This is a genomic window from Streptomyces sp. NPDC001914, assembly GCF_042891215.1.
Taxonomy (GTDB): Bacteria; Actinomycetota; Actinomycetes; order Streptomycetales; family Streptomycetaceae; genus Streptomyces.
The window spans coordinates 126,891-145,825 of record NZ_JBIASW010000017.1; the positions used below are offsets into that span (position 1 = coordinate 126,891).

Sequence of the window (18,935 nt, forward strand, 5' to 3'; positions counted from 1 at the left end):
ATTGTCCGACCTCGGGTGACGCCGACGTTCCATCGGTGTGACGTGACGTAAATCACATACAACCGTGAGGCCTTGGAGGGTCCCGTCCCTCCCGCGTCCGGCCTGAAGCAGGCTCGCACGCCGTGCGCGGAAGACGGCGGCTGGCAGGATCGCGTCATGACTGAGCGGCACCAGGACGCACCGGACGGGCACGAGCGGACAGGGACTCCGGGAGGGCCCGAGGAGCCCCGAGGCTCGGACGTGCCGGACGGGACCGACGAGCCCCGCGGCTCGGACGAGCCGGACGAGCCGGACGAGACCGGCGGGAAGGACACCCCCGACGGGAAGCATGCGCCGGACGGGACCGACGGGAAGCGCGCCCCGGACGGGAAGGGCGGGCGGGACGCTCTGCGGCGGGCCTGGGGCGAACTGGTCTCCACGGCCCGGCGCACGGTCGCCGACGGGCTGGTCGTCGGCACGTCCGGCAACGTCTCGGTCCGCGTCGGCGACACCGTCCTGGTCACGCCCACGGGCGTCCCCTACGACCGGCTGACGCACGACGACATCACCGGCGTCGACCTCGACGGCCGGCAGGTGCTCGGTTCCCTGCGCCCGACCAGCGAACTGCCCCTGCACCTCGCGGTGTACCGCGCGACCGAGGCGCGGGCCGTGGTCCACACGCACGCGCCCCACGCGACGGCCGTCTCGCTCCTCGTCCCCGAACTCCCGCTCGTCCACTACATGGCGGCGGCCCTCGGCGGCCCGGTCCGCGTCGCCCCCTACGCGGCCTACGGCACGCCGGAACTGGCCGAGCACACCCTCCGGGCCCTGAGCGGCCGCAGCGCCTGCCTCCTGCGCAACCACGGCACCATCGCCCACGGAGCCTCGCTGGACCAGGCGTACGACCGCACGGCCCAGCTCGAATGGATGTGCCGCGTCTGGCTCCTCTCCTCCTCGGTCCCCGGAATCACGCCCGCCCTGCTCTCCCCGGCCCAGCTGGAGGAGGCGGGGGAGCGGCTGCGGGGCTACGGCCAGCAGGGCTGAGGCGCGCCCACCGGGCCCCGGCACGGAGGTCCGGCGGGCGCGCCGCGTCACTCCCGCACGCGCTCCCGCTGGCCGATGGCCCGGTCCCCCGGGAAACTGGTCGGGTGCGCACCCTAAGAGCCACGGCAGCGGCCGTCACCGTAGCCATAGCCGCGGGCGCGGCCTCCGTGGCGGCGGGCCGGTTCGCCAGCGACGCCGCGCTGAAGACGAGGCCCGGCAAGCCTCTGCCCACCGAACCCCGGCTGACCGTGCACGCCACGACGTCGGGCGGAATCACCCTCACCCGGGCCCTCGCGTCCCGGCGGCCGGGAACCTACGGCCTCGCCGGCGACGGCTCCCACGCGGTCGTCGGACCCCTCCTGAACTCCGTGCCCCACACCGCGGACACCGTCGTACGCAGCCTGGAACGCGTCACGCACGGGTCCCTGGAGCCCGGCGACAAGGTCTGGCTGACCCCCAACCTGTACGTCGGCGACCCCGGGTCCGCCCTCGGACTCGAACACGCGGACGTCGACGTGCCCGGCGAACTCGGCGCCCTTCCCGCCTGGTTCGTACCCGCGGTCCGCGACACCTGGGTCATCACCGTGCACGGCCTGGGCGCCACCCGGGAACACCCCATGAACCTGATGGGGTTCCTGAACGACCGGCACTTCCCCGTCCTCGACCTCGCCTACCGGGGCGACCTCGGCGCACCCCGCCCGCCCGACGGCCTGAACCACCTCGGCGAGACCGAGTGGCGCGACCTCGACGCGGCCATCCGGTACGCCGTGCGGTTCGGCGCCGAGCGGGTCGTCCTGTACGGCTGGTCGACCGGAGCCACGATGGCCCTGCGCGCCGCCGCCCACTCCGCGCTGCGCGAGCGCATCTCCGGGCTCGTCCTGGACTCACCCGTCCTCGACTGGGAGACCACGCTGCGAGCCCTCGCCGGCGCCCGCCACACCCCGGGCTTCCTGCTGCCGCTCGCCGTGCGCGCGGCCCAGGGCCGCACCGGCGTACGCGGCGACCGCATCGCGCACGCCGCGCACCCCGACCAGGTCAAGGTGCCCACGCTGCTGGTGCACGGCCCCGACGACGGCATCGCGCCCTGGGGCGCCTCCCGCCGCCTCGCCGCGAGCCGGCCCGACCTCGTCACCCTGCACACCGTCCCGAACGCCCCGCACGGCGCCATGTGGAACGCCGACCCGGCGGCCTACGAGGAAGCCCTGCGCCGGTTCCTCACCCCCCTGATGTGAGCGTCCCGGCCGGCTGGAGAGGCCGCCTTCCGGTTGGGTCCCGGACAACTCGGCGCGGCCCCCGTTCCCGTGCGCCGGGCACCCCGGGAGGGGCCCGCTCCCATCGCGCCCGTGGCCTGCGCGGGCATTCCGTTTGGGTTTTCGGACTGTCAACCGCAAGACTGCACCCGTGACGTCCCGTAACCCGCGCGACTCCAGGCTCCGACTCGTCAGCCCGCGGTCCCTCGCGACCGCTCCCCGAGCGGTGACCCAGCGCCGCACCCGCCGCCCCGCACCGCGACCGCCGGAAGGCACACCGCCGCCCGCGGAACTCGCCCGCATGGCGCGCACCGGCCTGTCCGACGCGGCCCGCGTGGCGCGCTGGGCCGACGCCGCCCTGCGCCCGGGGCGCGACGCCGCGAACCCCGACGGCAAGGGCACCCTCTCGGACGCCACCGCCGAGCGGGCCGCCACGGACCTCGGGCTGACCCCGGTCAAGGTCCGCGCCGACTGGGACACCGCACGCCTGGCCGGCCTCATCGAGGTGCACGGCGACGACGCCCGCCCCGGATGGCGGCTGCGCGCCTGGAGCCGCGACGACAGCGCCGTCCTGCGCGGCTGGGTCGCCCTCTTCGACGCCTGGTCCCTCGCCTACCCCGAGCCGGCGGACCGCGAGCCCGCGGCCGTCGCCGAGGTCGTCTCCGCGATGCCCCAGGTGCTCTCCTTCCTCCAGCTCTCCGCCGGACCCGTCCCCGTGGACCAGCTGCTCGACCTCCTCGGGCAGCGCGTCACGGAACTGCGCACCGAGCGCTGCGAGATCACCTACGGCCCCGAGCCCGCGACCGACCCCGCCCCGGAACCCGCCGAGGTCCCCGACGCCCCCCTCGCCCCCCTCCTCGAATGGGCCCTCCAGGCCCTCGCCTCCGTCGGCGCCCTGACCTACGGCGAGGGACAGGCCACCCTCACCGCGCTCGGGAGCTGGGCGGTCTGGGTCAAGCTGGAGCAGATCTGCGTCGCCGCGCAGAGCCCCGCCGGCAACATCGAGCAGTCCGCCGAGGACATGCTCCGCGGCTGCGCCCAGCTCCGGCCCAACGCCGCCCGCGCCGAGTACCGCGCCTGGCTCGCCGCCCGCCCGGTCGGCGGCGCCGTCACCGAACTCATCGGCGCGGCCCGCGGCGAGGACGCCCTCACCCGCGGCCTCGCCTTCGAGGCGCTGCGCGTGGTCGGCGCACCCGCCGAGCCGGACGTGCGCGCCGTGGCCGAGGAGCCCTCGCTGCGCCCCTACGCCCTGCTGTGGCTCGCCGAGCACGACGGCTACGACCCCGAGGACGCCCACGAGGTCCTCACCCGCGCCGAGTCCACCTGGCTGTGGGTCGACACCGCGGCCGCCGTCGCCGACCACGGCGAGGCCCCGCTGCTCGTCCGTCACCTGGAGTCGGCGGTGCAGCCCACCGTGCCCGCCCTCCTGGACGAGGTGCGCGCGGTCGGACACCCGCGCACCGTGCAGGTGCTGGTCGCGCTCGCCGCCGCCCACCCGGACCCGGCGCTCGCCAAGGCCGTACGCCGGGCCGCCTTCCAGGTGCACACCGGCGGGAGCTGAACGCCCCGGCCGGGGCGGGGAGCCGGCCCTACGCGCCGATCTCCGGGGCGTAGGTGCCGAAGCTCCAGATGTTGCCCTCCAGATCGCGGGCCATGTAGTCCCGCGAGCCGTAGTCCTGGTCGGTCGGGGCCATCAGGATCTCCGCGCCGTGCTCCACGGCCCGCCGGTGGTGCGCGTCCACGTCGTCCACGACGACGTACACCCCGCAGGGGCCCGCGCTCTTCATCGCCTCGTCGAAACGGCCGCCGCGCCCCTTGGAGCCGAGCATCACCGCGCCGTTGCCCTGCACCAGCTCGGCGTGCATCACCGAGCCGTCCTCCCCCTCGTAGACGGCCAGCTCGGTGAAGCCGAAAGCCTCCGTGAGCTGCCTGATCGCCGCCTTCGCGTCCGCGTACAGCACCGATGGGTAGATGCTCGGGCGCCCGTTCGTGCCAGCCATACCGATCACTCCGTCCCGTGACAAACTGCCGGATTCCGATCCGCTGCCCAGTCTGGCACCGGCCACTGACAACGCCCCGCGGCTCGCGCCCCCGGCACGGCCCCGCTCACCGGAAGGTGTTGCACTGCGCCATGTCGCCGCTGGTGAAGCCCTGGTAGAACCACTGCTGCCGTTGTCTCGCCGACCCGTGCGTCCAGGTCTCCGGCGTCACCCGGCCCTGGTAGCGCTGCTGGATCCGGTCGTCGCCGACGGCCGCCGCCGCGTCCAGGCCGTCGCGGATGTCGGCGTCCGTCAGCGAGGTCAGCAACGGCTTGCCCGTCGACGCGGACGGTGTCGTGGTCGCGTGCCGCGCCCACACCCCCGCGTAGCAGTCGGCCTGGAGCTCCACCTTCACCGAGTTGCTGTCCGCGCCGCTCACGCCGTCCTGCGAGCGGGCCAGCGTGCCCGTCAGGTTCTGCACGTGGTGCCCGTACTCGTGCGCCACCACATAGGCCTGCGCGAACGGTCCGCCGCCGGAGCCGAACTTCGTCCGGAGATCGTCGAAGAAGCCGAGGTCCAGATAGACCTTGCGGTCGGCGGGACAGTAGAAGGGCCCGACGGACGACGACGCGGCGCCGCAGGCGGTGTTGACCCGCCCGCTGAAGAACACCGTCGGGGCCCGGGTGTAGGTGCCGCCCCGGCGCGCGAACTCCTTGTCCCAGTAGGCCTGGACGCTGTTGACCACCGCCACGGTCCGGCAGTCCTCCTGGGCGTTTGCGTCCCGCCCCTTCCGGCAGGTCTGCTGCACCTGCGCCAGGGAGGAGGCGCTCGCCCCGGGCTGGTCGCCGTCCGAGGTGAGCCCGAGCTGGTCGGGACCCACCCCGAGGAGCAGCCCGAGGACCAGGGCGATCAGACCGGCGAGGCCACCGCCGATGGTCGCCCTGCCGCCGGGGATGCGACTGCCGCGTACGTCCTGCACCTCTGAGGTGTCGAGATCGGCGTCGTCGTCGAACCGCATGAGCACCACTTCCGTCCCTCCGTGGCGCCATCCTCGTACGCTCCGCGACACCCGGCCCCGGCCCGCGGTCCGAACGGGCGACCCCGGTCCCGGCCGGCCGCCGGACGGCCCGGGACGCTCCGGACCGGCCGGAGCGTCCCGGAAGGGGGCGAGCGTCACACCGCACACCGGAAAAGTGGTTGCACCGCCCCGTTAGACTTGGCCCATGGCCATTCTCCTCGCGCATTAGACGGCGGGAACGCCTCAGCCGCCCACCCCGCCACCTCCCCATCGCTCTGGAGTCTGTCCGTGATCTCCGCCTCCGGTATCGAGCTGCGCGCCGGCGCCCGCATCCTCATCGAGTCCGCCACCTTCCGCATCACGAAGGGCGACCGCATCGGCCTGGTCGGCCGCAACGGCGCGGGCAAGACGACCCTCACCAAGGTCCTCGCGGGCGAGGGGCAGCCCGCCGCCGGAACGGTCGCCCGCTCCGGCGAGGTCGGCTACCTCCCGCAGGACCCGCGCACCGGAGACCTCGACGTCCTCGCCCGCGACCGCGTCCTGTCGGCCCGCGGCCTGGACGTGCTGATCCGCAAGATGCGCGAGAACGAACAGCGCATCGCCAACGGCTCCGGAGCCACCCGCGAGAAGGCCCTGCGGCAGTACGAGCGCCAGGAGACGGAGTTCCTCACCAAGGGCGGGTACTCCGCCGAGGCCGAGGCCGCGACGATCGCCGCCGCGCTCAACCTGCCCGACCGCGTGCTCGGCCAGCCCCTGCACACGCTCTCCGGCGGTCAGCGCCGCCGTATCGAGCTGGCCCGCATCCTCTTCTCGGACGCCGACACCCTGCTGCTCGACGAGCCGACGAACCACCTCGACGCCGACTCGATCGTCTGGCTGCGCGACTACCTGAAGACCTACCGCGGCGGCTTCATCGTGATCTCCCACGACGTCGACCTCGTGGAGACGGTCGTGAACAAGGTGTTCTACCTGGACGCCAACCGCTCCACGATCGACGTCTACAACATGGGCTGGAAGCTGTACCAGCAGCAGCGCGAGGCGGACGAGAAGCGCCGCAAGCGCGAGCGGCAGAACGCGGAGAAGAAGGCCGCAGCGCTGAACGCGCAGGCCGACAAGATGCGCGCCAAGGCCACCAAGACGGTCGCCGCGCAGAACATGGCCAAGCGCGCCGACCGGCTGCTCGCCGGCCTGGAGTCCGTCCGCGTCTCCGACAAGGTCGCCAAGCTGCGTTTCCCGGAGCCCGCGCCCTGCGGCAAGACCCCGCTCATGGCCGAGGGCCTGTCGAAGTCGTACGGCTCGCTGGAGATCTTCACCGACGTCGACCTGGCCATCGACAAGGGCTCCCGCGTCGTCATCCTCGGCCTGAACGGCGCCGGCAAGACGACCCTCCTGCGGCTCCTCGGCGGTGCCGAGGCGCCCGACACCGGCGAGGTCGTCGAGGGCCACGGCCTCAAGCTCGGCTACTACGCGCAGGAGCACGAGACCCTGGACCCCGAGCGCACGGTCCTGGAGAACATGCGCTCCGCCGCCCCGGACCTCGACCTGGTCGAGGTCCGCAAGACGCTCGGCTCGTTCCTGTTCTCCGGCGACGACGTCGACAAGCCGGCCGGTGTGCTCTCCGGCGGCGAGAAGACCCGGCTCGCCCTCGCGACCCTCGTGGTCTCCTCGGCGAACGTGCTGCTGCTCGACGAGCCGACGAACAACCTCGACCCGGCCAGCCGCGAGGAGATCCTCGGCGCGCTGCGCACCTACAAGGGTGCCGTCGTCCTCGTCACCCACGACGAGGGTGCCGTCGAGGCGCTCCAGCCGGAGCGGATCATCCTGCTGCCGGACGGCGTCGAGGACCTGTGGGGCGCCGACTACGCCGACCTGGTGGCCCTCGCCTGACCCCGCGCGGCCTCCGGGAGGGGGTCCGCGCCGCGCGATCGATGGAGTGATCCACTGCGTATGGATCATTCGGCCGATCCGTGATCCATCATCTGTGTGAGATCTCCTCGTACCGAGGTGTGTCGTACATCGATTTCACGGCCGAGTCCTTATTTCCCAAGGGCTCGGCCGTCTTGCGTCGCTGACCAGGTACTTCGTGGACGAACCCGTTCGGCGGTACCGGCGACATCGTGCGGAATCCCTGATTCCGTTCGTGGGGACGGGCTCCTGTCGTCAAAACCTTGTCTTACGGACCTTGCCGAATGGGTGGCCATGACGCCCGAAAGGGGTGATCATGAGAGTCCAGAGCGCACTTCCCATGAGGAGGACCGGGTGGCCGAGACTCTGAAGAAGGGCAGCCGGGTTACCGGCGCCGCGCGCGACAAGCTCGCGGCAGACCTGAAGAAGAAGTACGACTCCGGTGCGAGCATTCGAGCGCTGGCCGAAGAGACCGGCCGCTCGTATGGCTTCGTCCACCGGATGCTCAGCGAGTCGGGTGTCACGCTCCGAGGGCGTGGCGGTGCGACGCGGGGCAAGAAGGCCGCCTCGGCCTGAGGCCGGGCGTCCCCATCGGCTTCGGTGGTGACCACCCGGTCGGTCGGGCGACCGGCCGGGTGGTTACTGTGCAGTCACTTAGGTGCGTTCCTCGTGTCTTCGCGAGGTGCGCGTCTGATCCGACCGCACCCATCGGAGGCAGCCCATGGCTTCGCACGACAAGGATCTCGACCCGGTACTCGACAAGGACGGCGTACGGCTCACCGTCGACGACGCGATCGCCACGGTGACCCTGACCAATCCGGCCAAGCGCAATGCCCAGAGTCCTGCTCTCTGGCGGGCCTTGACGCAGGCCGGGCGGTCACTGCCGGGTTCCGTCCGGGTGGTCGTCCTGCGCGCCGAGGGGCAGTCGTTCTCCGCGGGGCTCGACCGGCAGGCGTTCACGCCCGAGGGGTTCGACGGGGAACCGTCGTTCATCGACCTCGCGCGCGGCTCCGAAGCCGAACTCGACGCGACCATCGCCGAGTACCAGGAGGCGTTCACCTGGTGGCGGCGCAGCGACATCGTGTCCATCGCCGCCGTTCAGGGACATGCCATCGGTGCGGGGTTCCAGCTCGCCCTCGCCTGTGACCTGCGCGTCGTCGCCGACGACGTGCAGTTCGCCATGCGCGAGACCAGCCTCGGCCTGGTGCCCGACCTCACGGGGACGCACCCGCTGGTCGGCCTCGTCGGGTACGCCCGTGCGCTGGAGATCTGCGCCACGGGCCGCTTCGTCCTGGCCGAGGAGGCCGAGCGCACCGGGCTCGCGAACCTCGCCGTGCCCGGCGAGCAGCTCGACGCCGCGGTCGGCGACCTGGCCTCGGCGCTGCTGGCCGCGCCCAGGGACGCCGTGATCGAGACGAAGGCGCTGCTGCGCGGGGCCCAGGAGCGGACGTACGAGGAGCAGCGCACCGCCGAACGCGCCTCCCAGGCCCGCAGGCTCCGCGACCTCGCCGGCGTGGGCGACTAGCCCCTCCGCCCCGAGGCCCCCGGACGACGGGGTGCCCCACCGCACGGCCGGGCCGACGCGCCGAACGAGCGGGGCACCTGCCGTGCGGGCTGCGTGCCTGCCGTACGTGCGCTGCACCTCGCCGCGCGGATGGGGCATCTCGCTGTGCGGGCGTGCACGCCTCCGTGCGGACCGGACACCCCGTCGTACGAGGGTCACAGCCGCCCGACGGGCCGGAGCCCTCGTTCGTCGCGGTCAGCCGGGGCCGGTGTCCTCGCTCACGGCGGTCACCAGTACCGCCACGGACGGGGTGTCCCGTACGGCCTCGGTGACCGCGGCCCTGACGGCCCGTGCCACGTCCACCGCGCGTTCGTCCCCGGCGACCTCCAGCTCGACGCGGATGTGGCGGCGCGGCAGGGCGGGTTCCGTGTCGGGCGGCGTGCTCTCGACGTGGACCGGACGGCCCAGGGAGTCCGTCAGACGGGTGACTCCCGGGACGGCGAGAACCGCCGCCGCGATCCCGGCCTCCTCGGGGTCCCTCGGCGCGGGCGCCGGCCTCACGCCGTCGCCCCGTACGGCCACCGGCTCGCCCCGGTCCGTGCCCGCCGGCCCCGCCGAGGAGACCTCGTCCTCGTCCTCCAGCAGGTCCGTCACCCGCAGGTCCACCTCCGCGACGTCGAGACCCAGGAGCCGTGTCGCGGCGGACACCACGGCGAGCCGCAGCCGGGCCGCGACGGCCGGAAGGGGCTCGACGCCCAGGGCCGTGGGATCCGCCGAGGCCCGGAACTCCGCGGTGACGCGCAGCGGACCGGGCGGCAGCGCGCTGGGCGGGGGCGGCACGGCCGGCGTACCGGCCCGGTCCGGGTCGGCGAGCGCGATCCGCAGCGCCCCGAGCCGCACCCCCTCGACGGCCGCCGTCTCGCGCCGCAGCACCGACCCGGCCGCCTCCTCGGTGATCCACGCGCCGTCGAGCGCGAGTCCCAGCGGCAGGAGCCTGCCGAGCCCGAGCCGCTGCCGTACCACTTGCGTCCACCGGTCCGCCGTCATTGCTCCAGCGTGCCCCATCCACGGCGCGGGACCGCGCGACCCGACCTACTGTGAGCACAGGAGGACGACCGAAAGGGACGTAACGGCGATGACCGACATGACCGAGCGGAACCGGACGGACAGCCCTGACACCGAGAAGGAGCCCCAGCAGACCCGTAAGCCCACCAGGCGGGGCGGCGGAGATCCCGCCACGCGGGGACGGACCACGATCGCCGACGGTGTCGTGGAGAAGATCGCGGGGCTCGCGGCCCGTGACGTGGTCGGTGTCCACACGATGGGCAGCGGGCTGAGCCGCACCTTCGGAGCGGTACGGGACCGGGTGCCGGGCGGTTCCACCAAGTCCGTGACGCGGGGTGTGAAGGCCGAGGTCGGAGAGCTGCAGACGGCGCTCGACCTGGAGATCGTCGTCGACTACGGCGTGTCGATCTCCGACGTGGCGCATGCCGTGCGCGAGAACGTCATCTCCGCCGTCGAACGCATGACGGGGCTCGAAGTGGTGGAAGTCAACATCGCGGTGAGTGATGTGAAGCTTCCCGAGGAAGAGGAAGAGGAGCCGGAGTCCCGGCTCCAGTGACCCCCGGGCCGCCGGAACCCCTGGACGACCGGCCACCGCACCATGAGTGATCACGCGGCCACCGACTGCTGAGGAGCGCATCATGAGCATGGCCGTGATCGGCATGATCGCCGGAATGGCGCTGGCCTTCGCCGGGTACTTCGGCGGCTTCGGCGCCTTCCTCCTGGTGGCCGCCCTGGGGGCCGTCGGGTTCGTCGTCGGACGGTTCCTGGAGGGGGACATGGACATCGGCGACTTCTTCCGTGCCCGTGACGACCGGCGGCGGTGACGCGTGCCAGGTCATGTCGACCGGCTCGGTGAGACCGGGCCGGGCCTCGCGAGGGTCCCGCCGCCCGAGCGCGGGGCCACCCGGATCGCCGACCGCGTCGTCGCGAAGATCGCTTCGCGGGCGGCGCGCGAGGCGCTGCCTCCCCTGCCCGCCGACGCCGTGCCCCCGCACGCCACGGTCGTCGTACGGCGCCAGGCGTCCGGCTCCGGCGGGACGGACGGCACCCCGACGCACAGCGCCCGGGTCCGGGTCAGCCTCGAACTCGGCTACCCCGCCGACATCGGGGCCCAGTGCGGCGAGGTGCGTCGTCATGTCGCCGAGCGGGTAGAGGCGTTGGCGGGGATGGAAGTGCCCGAGGTGGCCGTCCAGGTGGAGCGGCTGCATCTGACGCCCGGGCCCGGCGCGGCGAAGGGGAGGACGCAATGAGCGAGCCCCAGGGCTCCGAGGACACCCGCAAGATTCCCGTACTGGAGAAGACGGAGCAGCCGGAGACGGGGGACGGAGCGGGAGCCCTCGGGCAGTCGGCCTCCGCCGCCGCCTACGAACCGCTGGGCAACGCCGGCGACGAGGACGGCCGCCAGGGCCGGTTCTGGTCCGCGCGCCGCGTCCCCGCCGGCATCCTCGCGCTCCTGCTCCTCGTCGCCGCGGGCGCCTTCCTGTACGACGTCGTGGCCGTGCGCGCCGGACGGTCCGCGCTGCGCTGGCGGACCTGGCTGGCCGATCAGCTCGCCGAACGGCCGCTGGACGACACCGCGGTGCTCGTCGGCGCCGGGATCGCCGCCGCCGTGGGTCTCTGGCTGATCGTCCTGGCGGCCACACCGGGACTGCGGGACGTGCTGCCGATGCGGCGCACCCACGCCGACGTCCGGGCCGGACTGCACCGGGACGCCGCCGCGATGGCGCTCCGCGACCGGGCCATGGAGGTCGCCGGTGTGCAGTCGGTCCGTGTGCGCGTGAAGCGCCGGAAGGTCGACGTCCGCGCGTTGTCGCACTTCCGTGAACTGGACGACGTGCGCGCCGACCTCGACACCACGCTCGCCGACGGCATCAGGGGGCTGGGGCTGTCCCGGTCGCCCGCCCTCGCGGTGCGTGTCGCGCGCCCCGGACGGAAGGGGTGAGGTCCGTGCTGCGGATCGTCAACCGCGTGCTGATCGGCTTCATCGGGCTCGTGCTGCTCGTCCTCGGCGGCTCCGTGCTCGCCGTCGGACTCGGCGTACGGCCGCCGTCGTGGTGGATCCACGACGGGCGGCACGACGTGCTGCTCAGCACCGCCGAACGGACCAAGTGGCGCGACCAGGGCTGGTGGTGGCCCGTCGTCATCGCCGCGCTCGCGGTGCTTCTGCTGCTCGCCCTGTGGTGGCTGGTCGCCGTCGTGCGGCGCCGGCGGCTGGCCGACGTGCTCGTCGACACCGGTGACGGCGCGGGCGCGTTGCTGCGCGGGCGGGCCCTGGAGGGCGTGCTGGCCGCCGAGTCGGCCCGGCTGGGCGGCGTCGGCCGTGCCCGCGTCCACCTGACCGGGCGGCGCACCCTGCCCGAGGCGCGGGTGCGGCTCCTGCTGGAACCGCACGTCGACCCCGGGCAGGCGCTGCGGCAGCTGACCGCGGAGGCGCTGACGCACGCCCGGGACTCGGCCGGCCTCGCCGCACTCCCGGCGGAGGTACGACTGCGCGCCGCGAAGCACGCAGCAGAACGAGTGACCTGACAGGCCGTGGGCCTCACCGGGGCCCCGGAACAACCCCGGCGTTTCCACCGCGCCCCGCCGGGTGCCGGAACGAGCCCGGCGCCCCGCCGCGTCCCGCCGGGGGCCCGGTACGAGCCCGGCGCCCCGCCGTGCCCGGCCGGGGGTCCGGACCCGCGCGACGTTTCCGCCGCGCCTCGCCGGGGGTGCCCGCCCGGCGTCCCGCTGTGCCCGGTTCGGACCCGTCGCGCCTCGCCAGGGGGCTGGAACCCGTCCGGCCTTCCGGCCTGCCCCTCGGGGTCCGGTACCCGTCCTGAGTTCTGGTGTGTCCGGCTCGGTGGTCCGCCGTGGCGGGCAGGGGTTTCGGGAACCCGGGGTGCCTCGTGCCGGGCCCGGGGTGGTTCTAGAAGCCGGAGCGCATTCCGCCGTCCACCGGGAGCATGATGCCTGTCAGGTAGGACGCGGCGGGGGAGAGGAGGAACGCGGCTGTGCGGCCGAATTCCTCCGGGGCGCCGTAGCGGCGCAGCGGGATGCGGGACTCGTTGGCCGCCCGGGTGGCCTCGGGGTCGGCGGACAGACCGTCGAGCTGGCGGACGCGGTCCGTGTCGATGCGGGACGGCAGCAGCCCCACGACGCGGATGCCGCGCGGACCCAGCTCGTTCGCGAGGGACTTGGCGAAGCCGGCGAGGCCCGGACGCAGACCGTTGGAGATGGTGAGCCCGGGGATGGGCTCGTGCACCGAGCCGGAGAGCACGAAGCCGATGACACCCCCCTCGCCGAGCTCCTCGGCGGCCGCACGGGCCAGCCGCACCGCACCGAGGAAGACCGACTCGAACGCCACCGTCCACTGTTCGTCGGTGTTGTCCGCGGCGAACCCGGGCGGCGGTCCGCCGACGCTGATCAGGATGCCGTCGAAGCCGCCGAAGTGCTCACGGGCGCTCGCGACGAGCCGGGCCGGGGTCCCGGCGGCGCCGTTGTCGGCCGCGACGCCGACCGCGTTCGGGCCGAGCGCGTTCGGGCCGAGCGCGGAGGCGGCGTCGGCCGCAGTCTTCTCGTCGCGTCCGGTGACGACCACCTTGGCGCCGTCGGCGACGAGTTCGCGCGCGGCGGCGTTGCCCAGGCCCCGGGTGGCTCCCGTGACGACGTACACACGATCCTTCAGTCCAAGATCCATGGCCCCATCCTCCCCTATCCAGGTGACGCGGCTCCCGGCGCTCCACCTGTCCCGTCGGCCGTCTCGTCGACGCCGAACAGACTGAGGGCGGACACCACCAGGCCGATGTGGCTGAAGGCCTGCGGGAAGTTGCCGAGCTGCCGGCCCGCGACGGGGTCGTACTCCTCGGACAGCAGCCCCAGGTCGTTGGTGAGACCGACCAGCCGCTCGAACAGCTCGCGCGCCTCCCGCGTACGGCCCGTCAGATGCAGTGCGTCCGCGAGCCAGAACGAGCAGACGACGAAGGTGCCCTCGTCGCCGGGGAGCCCGTCGACGTCGGCCGTCGTCGTGGTGCTGTAGCGACGCACCAGGAAACCGTCGCGGGCGAGTTCCGCGCGCACCGCGTCGACCGTGCCGACCACCCGCGGATCGTCGGGCGGCAGGAAGCCCACGCGCGGGATGAGCAGCAGGGAGGCGTCCAGTTCGGGCGAGCCGTAGGACTGCGTGAAGGTGTTCCTGACGGGGTCGAAGCCGCGCTCGCACACCTCCCGGTGCACCTCGTCGCGCATGGCCCGCCAGCCCTCGATGTCGCCGTCGAGGCTCGGGTCGTCCTCCAGGGTGCGTACCGCGCGGTCGGCGGCCACCCAGGCCATCACCTTCGAGTACACGAAGTGCCGGCGCGGGCCGCGGACCTCCCAGATTCCCTCGTCCGGCTGCCGCCACGCCACCCGGAGGAACTCCATCATGGCGCACTCCACCCGCCACATGTGGGGCCGGGACGGCAGGCCCGAGCGCCGGGCGAGCGACAGCGAGTCGATGACCTCGCCGTACACGTCGAGCTGCAACTGCTCGACCGCGCTGTTGCCGACCCGGACGGGTGAGGAGTCCGCGTAGCCGGACAGCCAGGGGATCTCGTACTCCGACAGCCGGCGTTCACCCGAGAGGCCGTACATGATCTGCAGGGCCGCCGGGTCGCCGGCGACCGCGCGCAGCAGCCAGTCGCGCCAGGCCTCGGCCTCCTCGTGGTAGCCGGCCGACAGGAGCGCGCCGAGGGTGAGGGTGGAGTCGCGCAGCCAGCAGTAGCGGTAGTCCCAGTTGCGGACGCCGCCGAGTTCCTCGGGCAGTGAGGTGGTGGGAGCGGCGACGATCCCGCCGGTCGGTGCGTAGGTGAGGGCCTTGAGGGTGATCAGGGAGCGGACGACGGCGTCCCGGTGCGGCCCGTCGTAGCGGCAGCGCGCCGCCCACGCCCTCCAGTCCTGGACGCTGGTCTCCAGTGCCTCGAAGGGATCGCACAGGGGCGGCCGGGGCCGGTGCGAGGGGTGCCAGGTCAGGACGAAGGCGACCTTGTCGCCGGCTTCCACGGTGAACTCCGAGTGGGTGCGGAAGTCCTTGCCGTACGTGTGCACGGGCGGCTCGCTGCGCAGCCACACCGAGTCCGGCCCGGCGACCGCGACCCGGTGGCCGTCCGAGCGGCGCATCCACGGCACGACCGAGCCGTAGTCGAACCGCAGCCGCAGCAGGCTGCGCATCCGGACCCGGCCGCTGAGGCCTTCGACGACGCGTACGACGTCGGGGGCGTGCTCGCGCTGCGGCATCAGGTCGGTCACCCGGACCGAGCCCTCGTCGGTGTCCCACTCGGTGTCGAGCACGAGGGTGTCCGGGCGGTAGGCCCGCCGGGTGCACGCGCCCGCACCCTCGGGCGCGATCCGCCAGTGACCGTTGTCCTCGTCGCCCAGCAGGGCCGCGAAGCATGCCGCGGAGTCGAAGCGGGGCAGGCACAGCCAGTCGACGGAGCCGTCGCGGCTCACCAGAGCGGCGGTCTGTTCGTCCCCGATGAGCGCGTAGTCCTCGATGTGTCGGTGCACGCTGGACGGGTTCCCGACCGGGGTGACGGTCAATCGGGCCGCCAGAGTGGCGTGGCCTTCCGGGGCGCGGCCGGACGGGCAACCGCGGGCCCCCGCGGCGTACCCCCGCCGGTCTACGAGCCTGCCGGTCTGCACACCTGCCGGTCTGCAGGCCCGCCGGTCTACACGCCCGCCGGTTCCGCCTCCGGTGCGCTCTGCGCGGCGGCGGCGGCCTCCGCCCGGTCGCGGCGCTCGCGGCGGACCAGGACGACCCAGCCGAAGGGAACGCCCGCGGAGAAGAGCCACCACTGGATCGCGTAGGCCATGTGCGGGCCGATGTCGCTGTGCTCGGGGTCGGGGATCAGCTCGGGGGAGCCGCCCCGGGGCGCGGGCGCGGTCTGCTCGATGTAGCCGCCGAGGACCTGCTTGCCGAGCCGCCGTGCCTCCTGCTCGCTGCTGATCAGCATGACCTGACGGTCGGGCAGGCCCCGGACGTTCTTGATGCCGCTGTCGGCGGTCGTCTGGTCGGCCATCAGCCGGCCGGTGACGGTGATCTCGCCCGCGGCGGGGGCCGGGATCTTCGGGAAGGCGGTCTGCGCGCCGTCCGCCGGGACCCAGCCCCGGTTGACCATGAGGACGCGGCCGTCGGTCAGGACGAACGGGGTCAGGACGTGGTAGCCGACCTCGCCGTCCGCGTTGGTGCGGCGGCGGACGACCTCTTCGTGCGCGGTGTCGAAGCGGCCCTTCGCGGTCACCCGGCGGTACAGGTCGTCGTCCCGGATCTGCCGGCCCGGCGTGGTGGCCGTCTCCACGGGCACCGGCTTCGCGGCGAGCGAGTCGGAGATCACCTTGTTCAGGGCGACCTTGTGCTCGTGCCGGTGGAGCTGCCAGAAGCCCAGCTCGATCATCGTCGGGATGAGCGCGAGGGCCACGAGGGTGAGGATCACCCACTGGCGGGTCAACAGGAAGCGGTACACCCCATTGACGGTACTCGGCACGATTCGGCCCCCGACGGGAGGGTCCCGTCGGGGGCCGCGCGCCGCCCCGTCCGGGGGGACGGGCCGGGGCTCAGACCTTGTCGACGATCCCCGCCTTCCCCTCCGCGCGGGCGCAGTGCGCGCCGCAGTACCAGTGGCCCTCGACCTCGACGCCCTGGCCGATGACCTGCACACGGCAGTGCTCGCAGATCGGGGCCATCCGGTGGATCGCGCAGGAGAAGCAGTCGAAGACGTGCACGGCGCCCTGCGCGTGCACCTCGAAGGTCATTCCGTAGTCATTGCCGCATACTTCGCATCTCGCCATGCGCCACAGGGTGGGGTGCCGGGGCGGTGGGGGCGAGCGGGCGCGGGGCGAGTCGTCCGTCAATCACCCGTACGCCCGTCACTCCTCCGATGCGGGTTCGACGTCACGCAGGAGCTGCCCGAACGCGGCCTCGTCGACCACGGGTGTACCGAATTGCCGCGCTTTGGCCACCTTTGAGGTGCCGGAGTCGGGGTCGTTGGTCACCAGCAGGCTGGTGAGCCGGGACAGGCTCGTCGCGACATGCAGCCCGGCCTCGACGGCACGGTCCTCCAACAGCTCGCGGTCGACGGAGGTGTCCCCGGAGAACGCGACCCGCATGCCCTGCTTGAGCGGTTTGTCCGCCGTGTACCGCCCGGGGTTCGGATAAGGGCAGGCGGGGCGCTTGCGGGAGGGACGCCAACTCCCCGACGGGTAGCCGCCGGACCCGTACCCCCCGGACTGCCGTCCGATCCGCGGAGCCGCGGGGCTGTCCGACCACTCCTTGAGCGGCAGGCATTCGAGGAGCGGCAGCCGCACCCCGCCCTCCGCGGCGGCCGCGAGGCTCGGCCGGAACGCCTCGGCCAGCACGCGCGCGTCGTCCAGCGCGTGGTGCGCCCGCTGCTGCACGACACCGAAGTGCGCGGCCAGCGACTCCAGCTTGTGGTTGGGCAGCGGCAGGCCCAGCTCCTTGGAGAGCGCGATGGTGCACAGGCGCTGACGCACCGGTGCCTCACGGTCCGCACGGGCGTACTCCCGCGCGATCATCGACCAGTCGAAGACCGCGTTGTGCGCGACCAGCACGCGCCCCGCGAGCCGGTCGGCGAACTCCTCGGCCACGTCCCGGAAGAGCGGCGCGCCTTCGAGCATGTCGCTCGTCAGACCGTGGATCCACACCGGGCCCGGGTCCCGCTCCGGGTTGACCATCGTGTACCAGTGGTCCTCGACCTCGCCGCGCGCGTCCAGGCGGTAGACGGCGGCGGAGATTATCCGGTCGTCGCGGGCCAGTCCTGTGGTCTCCACGTCGACGACCGCGTATCCCTGCGGATACGCGGCCGGCCAGGAGGCAGGGGACGCTGCGGTCGTGAGGTCTTCGAGCATGGTCAATGAGGATACGGGCCCCGACTGACATACCAGCCCCCGCCTTCCGGATCACACACCCCGGTCGGCCCTCCACCGGGCCGGGCGCGCCAGGGCCCCGCAACCGGGTCCGGCGGGACCGGTGTTGACGCGCTCAGCCCAGCGCCGCCACCAGGTCCCCCGCCGTCAGCGGAGTCCGACCGCAGCCGTCGACCGGTCCGGGCAGCAGCCGGTACACCGATCCGCTCGTGCCCTCGGGGGCGACGCCGCCGTGCACCAGGGCGAGCAGGACGTGCCTCTTCGCGGCCTCCCCGGCGGCGAGCGCGTCGGCGTCCCCGGCCGGGCTCCGCCGCTCGGTGCGCTCCAGGGCGCGTACGCGGGCGGCGAAGGCCGGGCGCTCTCGCCCTCCCGCGCGCGTAGTGCCACAGTTCGCCGCCCGACCGTGCCCGCCGGACCACCACGGCCTCCTCCGTACGGGCCGCCGCGTGCCACACCGCCAGGTCCCACAGCGACGTACGGCCGGTCGTGAAGTACTGGAACAGGTCCCGGCCGACGCGGCCGAGGTCGGCGCCGTGCCGGTACACGCCGTGGAAGCCCTCGGAGGCCGGCAGATGCAGGTCCGTCCACAGGAACGTGCGGCGCTCCAGGTCGACCAGCAGGGGCACGTGGATGCGCGAGTCGCCCTCCCGGCCGAGCGCCGCCGGCGGCGGACCGGGACCGGCCCCCGGGAGCACCCGCCGCAGGGTGTCGGCGAACCCGGCGGGCAGCTCCTCCCGGTCGTGCAGGCGCAGCAGGTGGTCGAGCCTGCGCAGCAGTTCGCCCGGCCGCCGTGCGAGCAGGCCGAGCGCGCCGGGGAAGTCCCCGTCCCGCAGGGCCTGTTCCGGCCTGATTCGCGTGCCGTCGATCCGCACCGCCTCCGGGTACGCGGCCGCGGTGCGGAGCAGGGCCTCGCCCAGGGGTGTGGCCGAGGTGTCGGTGGCACGCAGCACGGCGAGGGCGAGGGCGGCCTTCGAATGCCGCTCGTGGTGCTCGTACGGGTGCAGGATCCCGGCGGCGCGCTTCCAGCCGAGCGGATGCCGCAGCACGTCCTCGACCAGCGACGCGGCCGTGAACCCGTCGAGCACGGCGAGCAGTTCGCGGCGCAGCGGGCGGGGCAGAGAAAGCAGGCGGCGCGGTTCGAGGAGGTCGGCCTCGCGGCCCGGCCAGACCTGCAGCAGCCGCAGCACGTCCGTCGCCGTGGTGAGGTGCGCGGCGGGCAGCGGGCGCACGGCCGCGTGCGTGCGCCGGTCCAGCGGAAGGTTCCCGAGCGCCAGGGCCTTCGGCTCGCGGACGGG

General features: G+C 73.6%; 20 protein-coding genes. 11 read left to right on the plus strand and 9 right to left on the minus strand.

Going from position 1 to position 18,935, the window contains the following annotated elements; genetic code table 11:
* Positions 1-156: 156 nt before the first annotated feature.
* From ACFYYF_RS34415 to ACFYYF_RS34425, 3 genes are all read left to right on the plus strand, one after another.
* Entirely contained in the window at positions 157-1,023 is an 867-nt protein-coding gene (locus ACFYYF_RS34415) for a class II aldolase/adducin family protein (RefSeq protein ID WP_388781698.1), read from the plus strand.
* A gap of 104 nt (positions 1,024-1,127) precedes the next feature.
* Positions 1,128-2,255, plus strand: coding sequence for an alpha/beta fold hydrolase (locus ACFYYF_RS34420; RefSeq protein ID WP_361685699.1), 1,128 nt, complete (start codon positions 1,128-1,130; stop codon positions 2,253-2,255).
* Between the two features lie 169 nt (positions 2,256-2,424).
* The gene (locus tag ACFYYF_RS34425; protein WP_388781701.1) at positions 2,425-3,834 is read left to right on the plus strand and encodes a hypothetical protein; all 1,410 of its coding nucleotides are present in this window, start codon (positions 2,425-2,427) and stop codon (positions 3,832-3,834) included.
* A 28-nt stretch (positions 3,835-3,862) separates the two neighbouring features.
* Here ACFYYF_RS34425 and ACFYYF_RS34430 read toward each other — a convergent pair whose 3' ends face one another.
* Positions 3,863-4,273, minus strand: a complete 411-nt coding sequence (locus ACFYYF_RS34430) for a VOC family protein (protein WP_361685695.1) — start codon at positions 4,271-4,273, stop codon at positions 3,863-3,865.
* 106 nt (positions 4,274-4,379) lie between these two features.
* A complete protein-coding gene (locus ACFYYF_RS34435; protein WP_388781816.1) occupies positions 4,380-5,270 on the minus strand; it encodes a neutral zinc metallopeptidase in 891 nt (296 codons plus the stop codon).
* 288 nt (positions 5,271-5,558) lie between these two features.
* On the opposite strand from ACFYYF_RS34435, the gene ACFYYF_RS34440 reads away from it, so the two are divergent.
* The 3 genes from ACFYYF_RS34440 to ACFYYF_RS34450 all read left to right on the plus strand — a co-directional run bounded on the left by ACFYYF_RS34440 (position 5,559) and on the right by ACFYYF_RS34450 (position 8,700).
* Positions 5,559-7,157: an ABC-F family ATP-binding cassette domain-containing protein gene (locus tag ACFYYF_RS34440; protein WP_361685691.1), complete on the plus strand. Its 1,599-nt coding sequence runs from the start codon at positions 5,559-5,561 to the stop codon at positions 7,155-7,157.
* Positions 7,158-7,529: 372 nt separating this feature from the next.
* Entirely contained in the window at positions 7,530-7,751 is a 222-nt protein-coding gene (locus ACFYYF_RS34445) for a helix-turn-helix domain-containing protein (protein ID WP_006123601.1), read from the plus strand.
* Between the two features lie 145 nt (positions 7,752-7,896).
* On the plus strand, positions 7,897-8,700 hold the full coding sequence (locus tag ACFYYF_RS34450; RefSeq protein WP_388781705.1) for an enoyl-CoA hydratase/isomerase family protein: 804 nt from the start codon (positions 7,897-7,899) through the stop codon (positions 8,698-8,700).
* Between the two features lie 234 nt (positions 8,701-8,934).
* On the opposite strand, the gene ACFYYF_RS34455 is transcribed toward ACFYYF_RS34450, so the two are convergent.
* Positions 8,935-9,726: a nucleopolyhedrovirus P10 family protein gene (locus tag ACFYYF_RS34455; RefSeq protein ID WP_388781708.1), complete on the minus strand. Its 792-nt coding sequence runs from the start codon at positions 9,724-9,726 to the stop codon at positions 8,935-8,937.
* 88 nt (positions 9,727-9,814) lie between these two features.
* Here ACFYYF_RS34455 and ACFYYF_RS34460 point away from each other — a divergent pair, with 88 nt between their 5' ends.
* From ACFYYF_RS34460 to amaP, 5 genes are all read left to right on the plus strand, one after another.
* Positions 9,815-10,300 carry an Asp23/Gls24 family envelope stress response protein gene (locus ACFYYF_RS34460; RefSeq protein ID WP_361685684.1) on the plus strand — a complete coding sequence of 162 codons (486 nt, stop codon included), beginning with the start codon at positions 9,815-9,817 and terminating at the stop codon, positions 10,298-10,300.
* An 82-nt stretch (positions 10,301-10,382) separates the two neighbouring features.
* A complete protein-coding gene (locus tag ACFYYF_RS34465) occupies positions 10,383-10,568 on the plus strand; it encodes a hypothetical protein (protein WP_361685682.1) in 186 nt (61 codons plus the stop codon).
* Between the two features lie 3 nt (positions 10,569-10,571).
* A complete protein-coding gene (locus ACFYYF_RS34470; protein ID WP_361685680.1) occupies positions 10,572-10,994 on the plus strand; it encodes an Asp23/Gls24 family envelope stress response protein in 423 nt (140 codons plus the stop codon).
* Positions 10,991-11,686 (plus strand): DUF6286 domain-containing protein, encoded by a 696-nt coding sequence (locus tag ACFYYF_RS34475; protein ID WP_388781712.1) that lies wholly within the window; start codon positions 10,991-10,993, stop codon positions 11,684-11,686. Before ACFYYF_RS34470 ends, ACFYYF_RS34475 begins: the two co-directional genes overlap by 4 nt.
* Positions 11,683-12,270, plus strand: a complete 588-nt coding sequence (gene amaP / locus ACFYYF_RS34480) for an alkaline shock response membrane anchor protein AmaP (RefSeq protein WP_361685676.1) — start codon at positions 11,683-11,685, stop codon at positions 12,268-12,270. The genes ACFYYF_RS34475 and amaP overlap by 4 nt, the downstream gene beginning before the upstream one ends.
* Before the next feature lie 379 nt (positions 12,271-12,649).
* Here the strand turns inward: amaP and ACFYYF_RS34485 are convergent, their stop codons facing one another.
* The 6 genes from ACFYYF_RS34485 to ACFYYF_RS34510 form a co-directional block, all read right to left on the minus strand.
* The gene (locus ACFYYF_RS34485) at positions 12,650-13,420 is read right to left on the minus strand and encodes an SDR family oxidoreductase (protein ID WP_388781715.1); all 771 of its coding nucleotides are present in this window, start codon (positions 13,418-13,420) and stop codon (positions 12,650-12,652) included.
* Between the two features lie 14 nt (positions 13,421-13,434).
* On the minus strand, positions 13,435-15,264 hold the full coding sequence (locus ACFYYF_RS34490) for a glycoside hydrolase family 15 protein (RefSeq protein WP_388781717.1): 1,830 nt from the start codon (positions 15,262-15,264) through the stop codon (positions 13,435-13,437).
* A 161-nt stretch (positions 15,265-15,425) separates the two neighbouring features.
* Positions 15,426-16,220 (minus strand): SURF1 family protein, encoded by a 795-nt coding sequence (locus ACFYYF_RS34495; RefSeq protein ID WP_388781719.1) that lies wholly within the window; start codon positions 16,218-16,220, stop codon positions 15,426-15,428.
* Positions 16,221-16,311: 91 nt separating this feature from the next.
* On the minus strand, positions 16,312-16,545 hold the full coding sequence (locus tag ACFYYF_RS34500) for a hypothetical protein (protein WP_078943477.1): 234 nt from the start codon (positions 16,543-16,545) through the stop codon (positions 16,312-16,314).
* A 78-nt stretch (positions 16,546-16,623) separates the two neighbouring features.
* Positions 16,624-17,622 carry a DEDDh family exonuclease gene (locus ACFYYF_RS34505; RefSeq protein ID WP_388781722.1) on the minus strand — a complete coding sequence of 333 codons (999 nt, stop codon included), beginning with the start codon at positions 17,620-17,622 and terminating at the stop codon, positions 16,624-16,626.
* A 2-nt stretch (positions 17,623-17,624) separates the two neighbouring features.
* Positions 17,625-18,869 (minus strand): hypothetical protein, encoded by a 1,245-nt coding sequence (locus ACFYYF_RS34510; RefSeq protein ID WP_388781725.1) that lies wholly within the window; start codon positions 18,867-18,869, stop codon positions 17,625-17,627.
* Positions 18,870-18,935 lie beyond the last annotated feature (66 nt).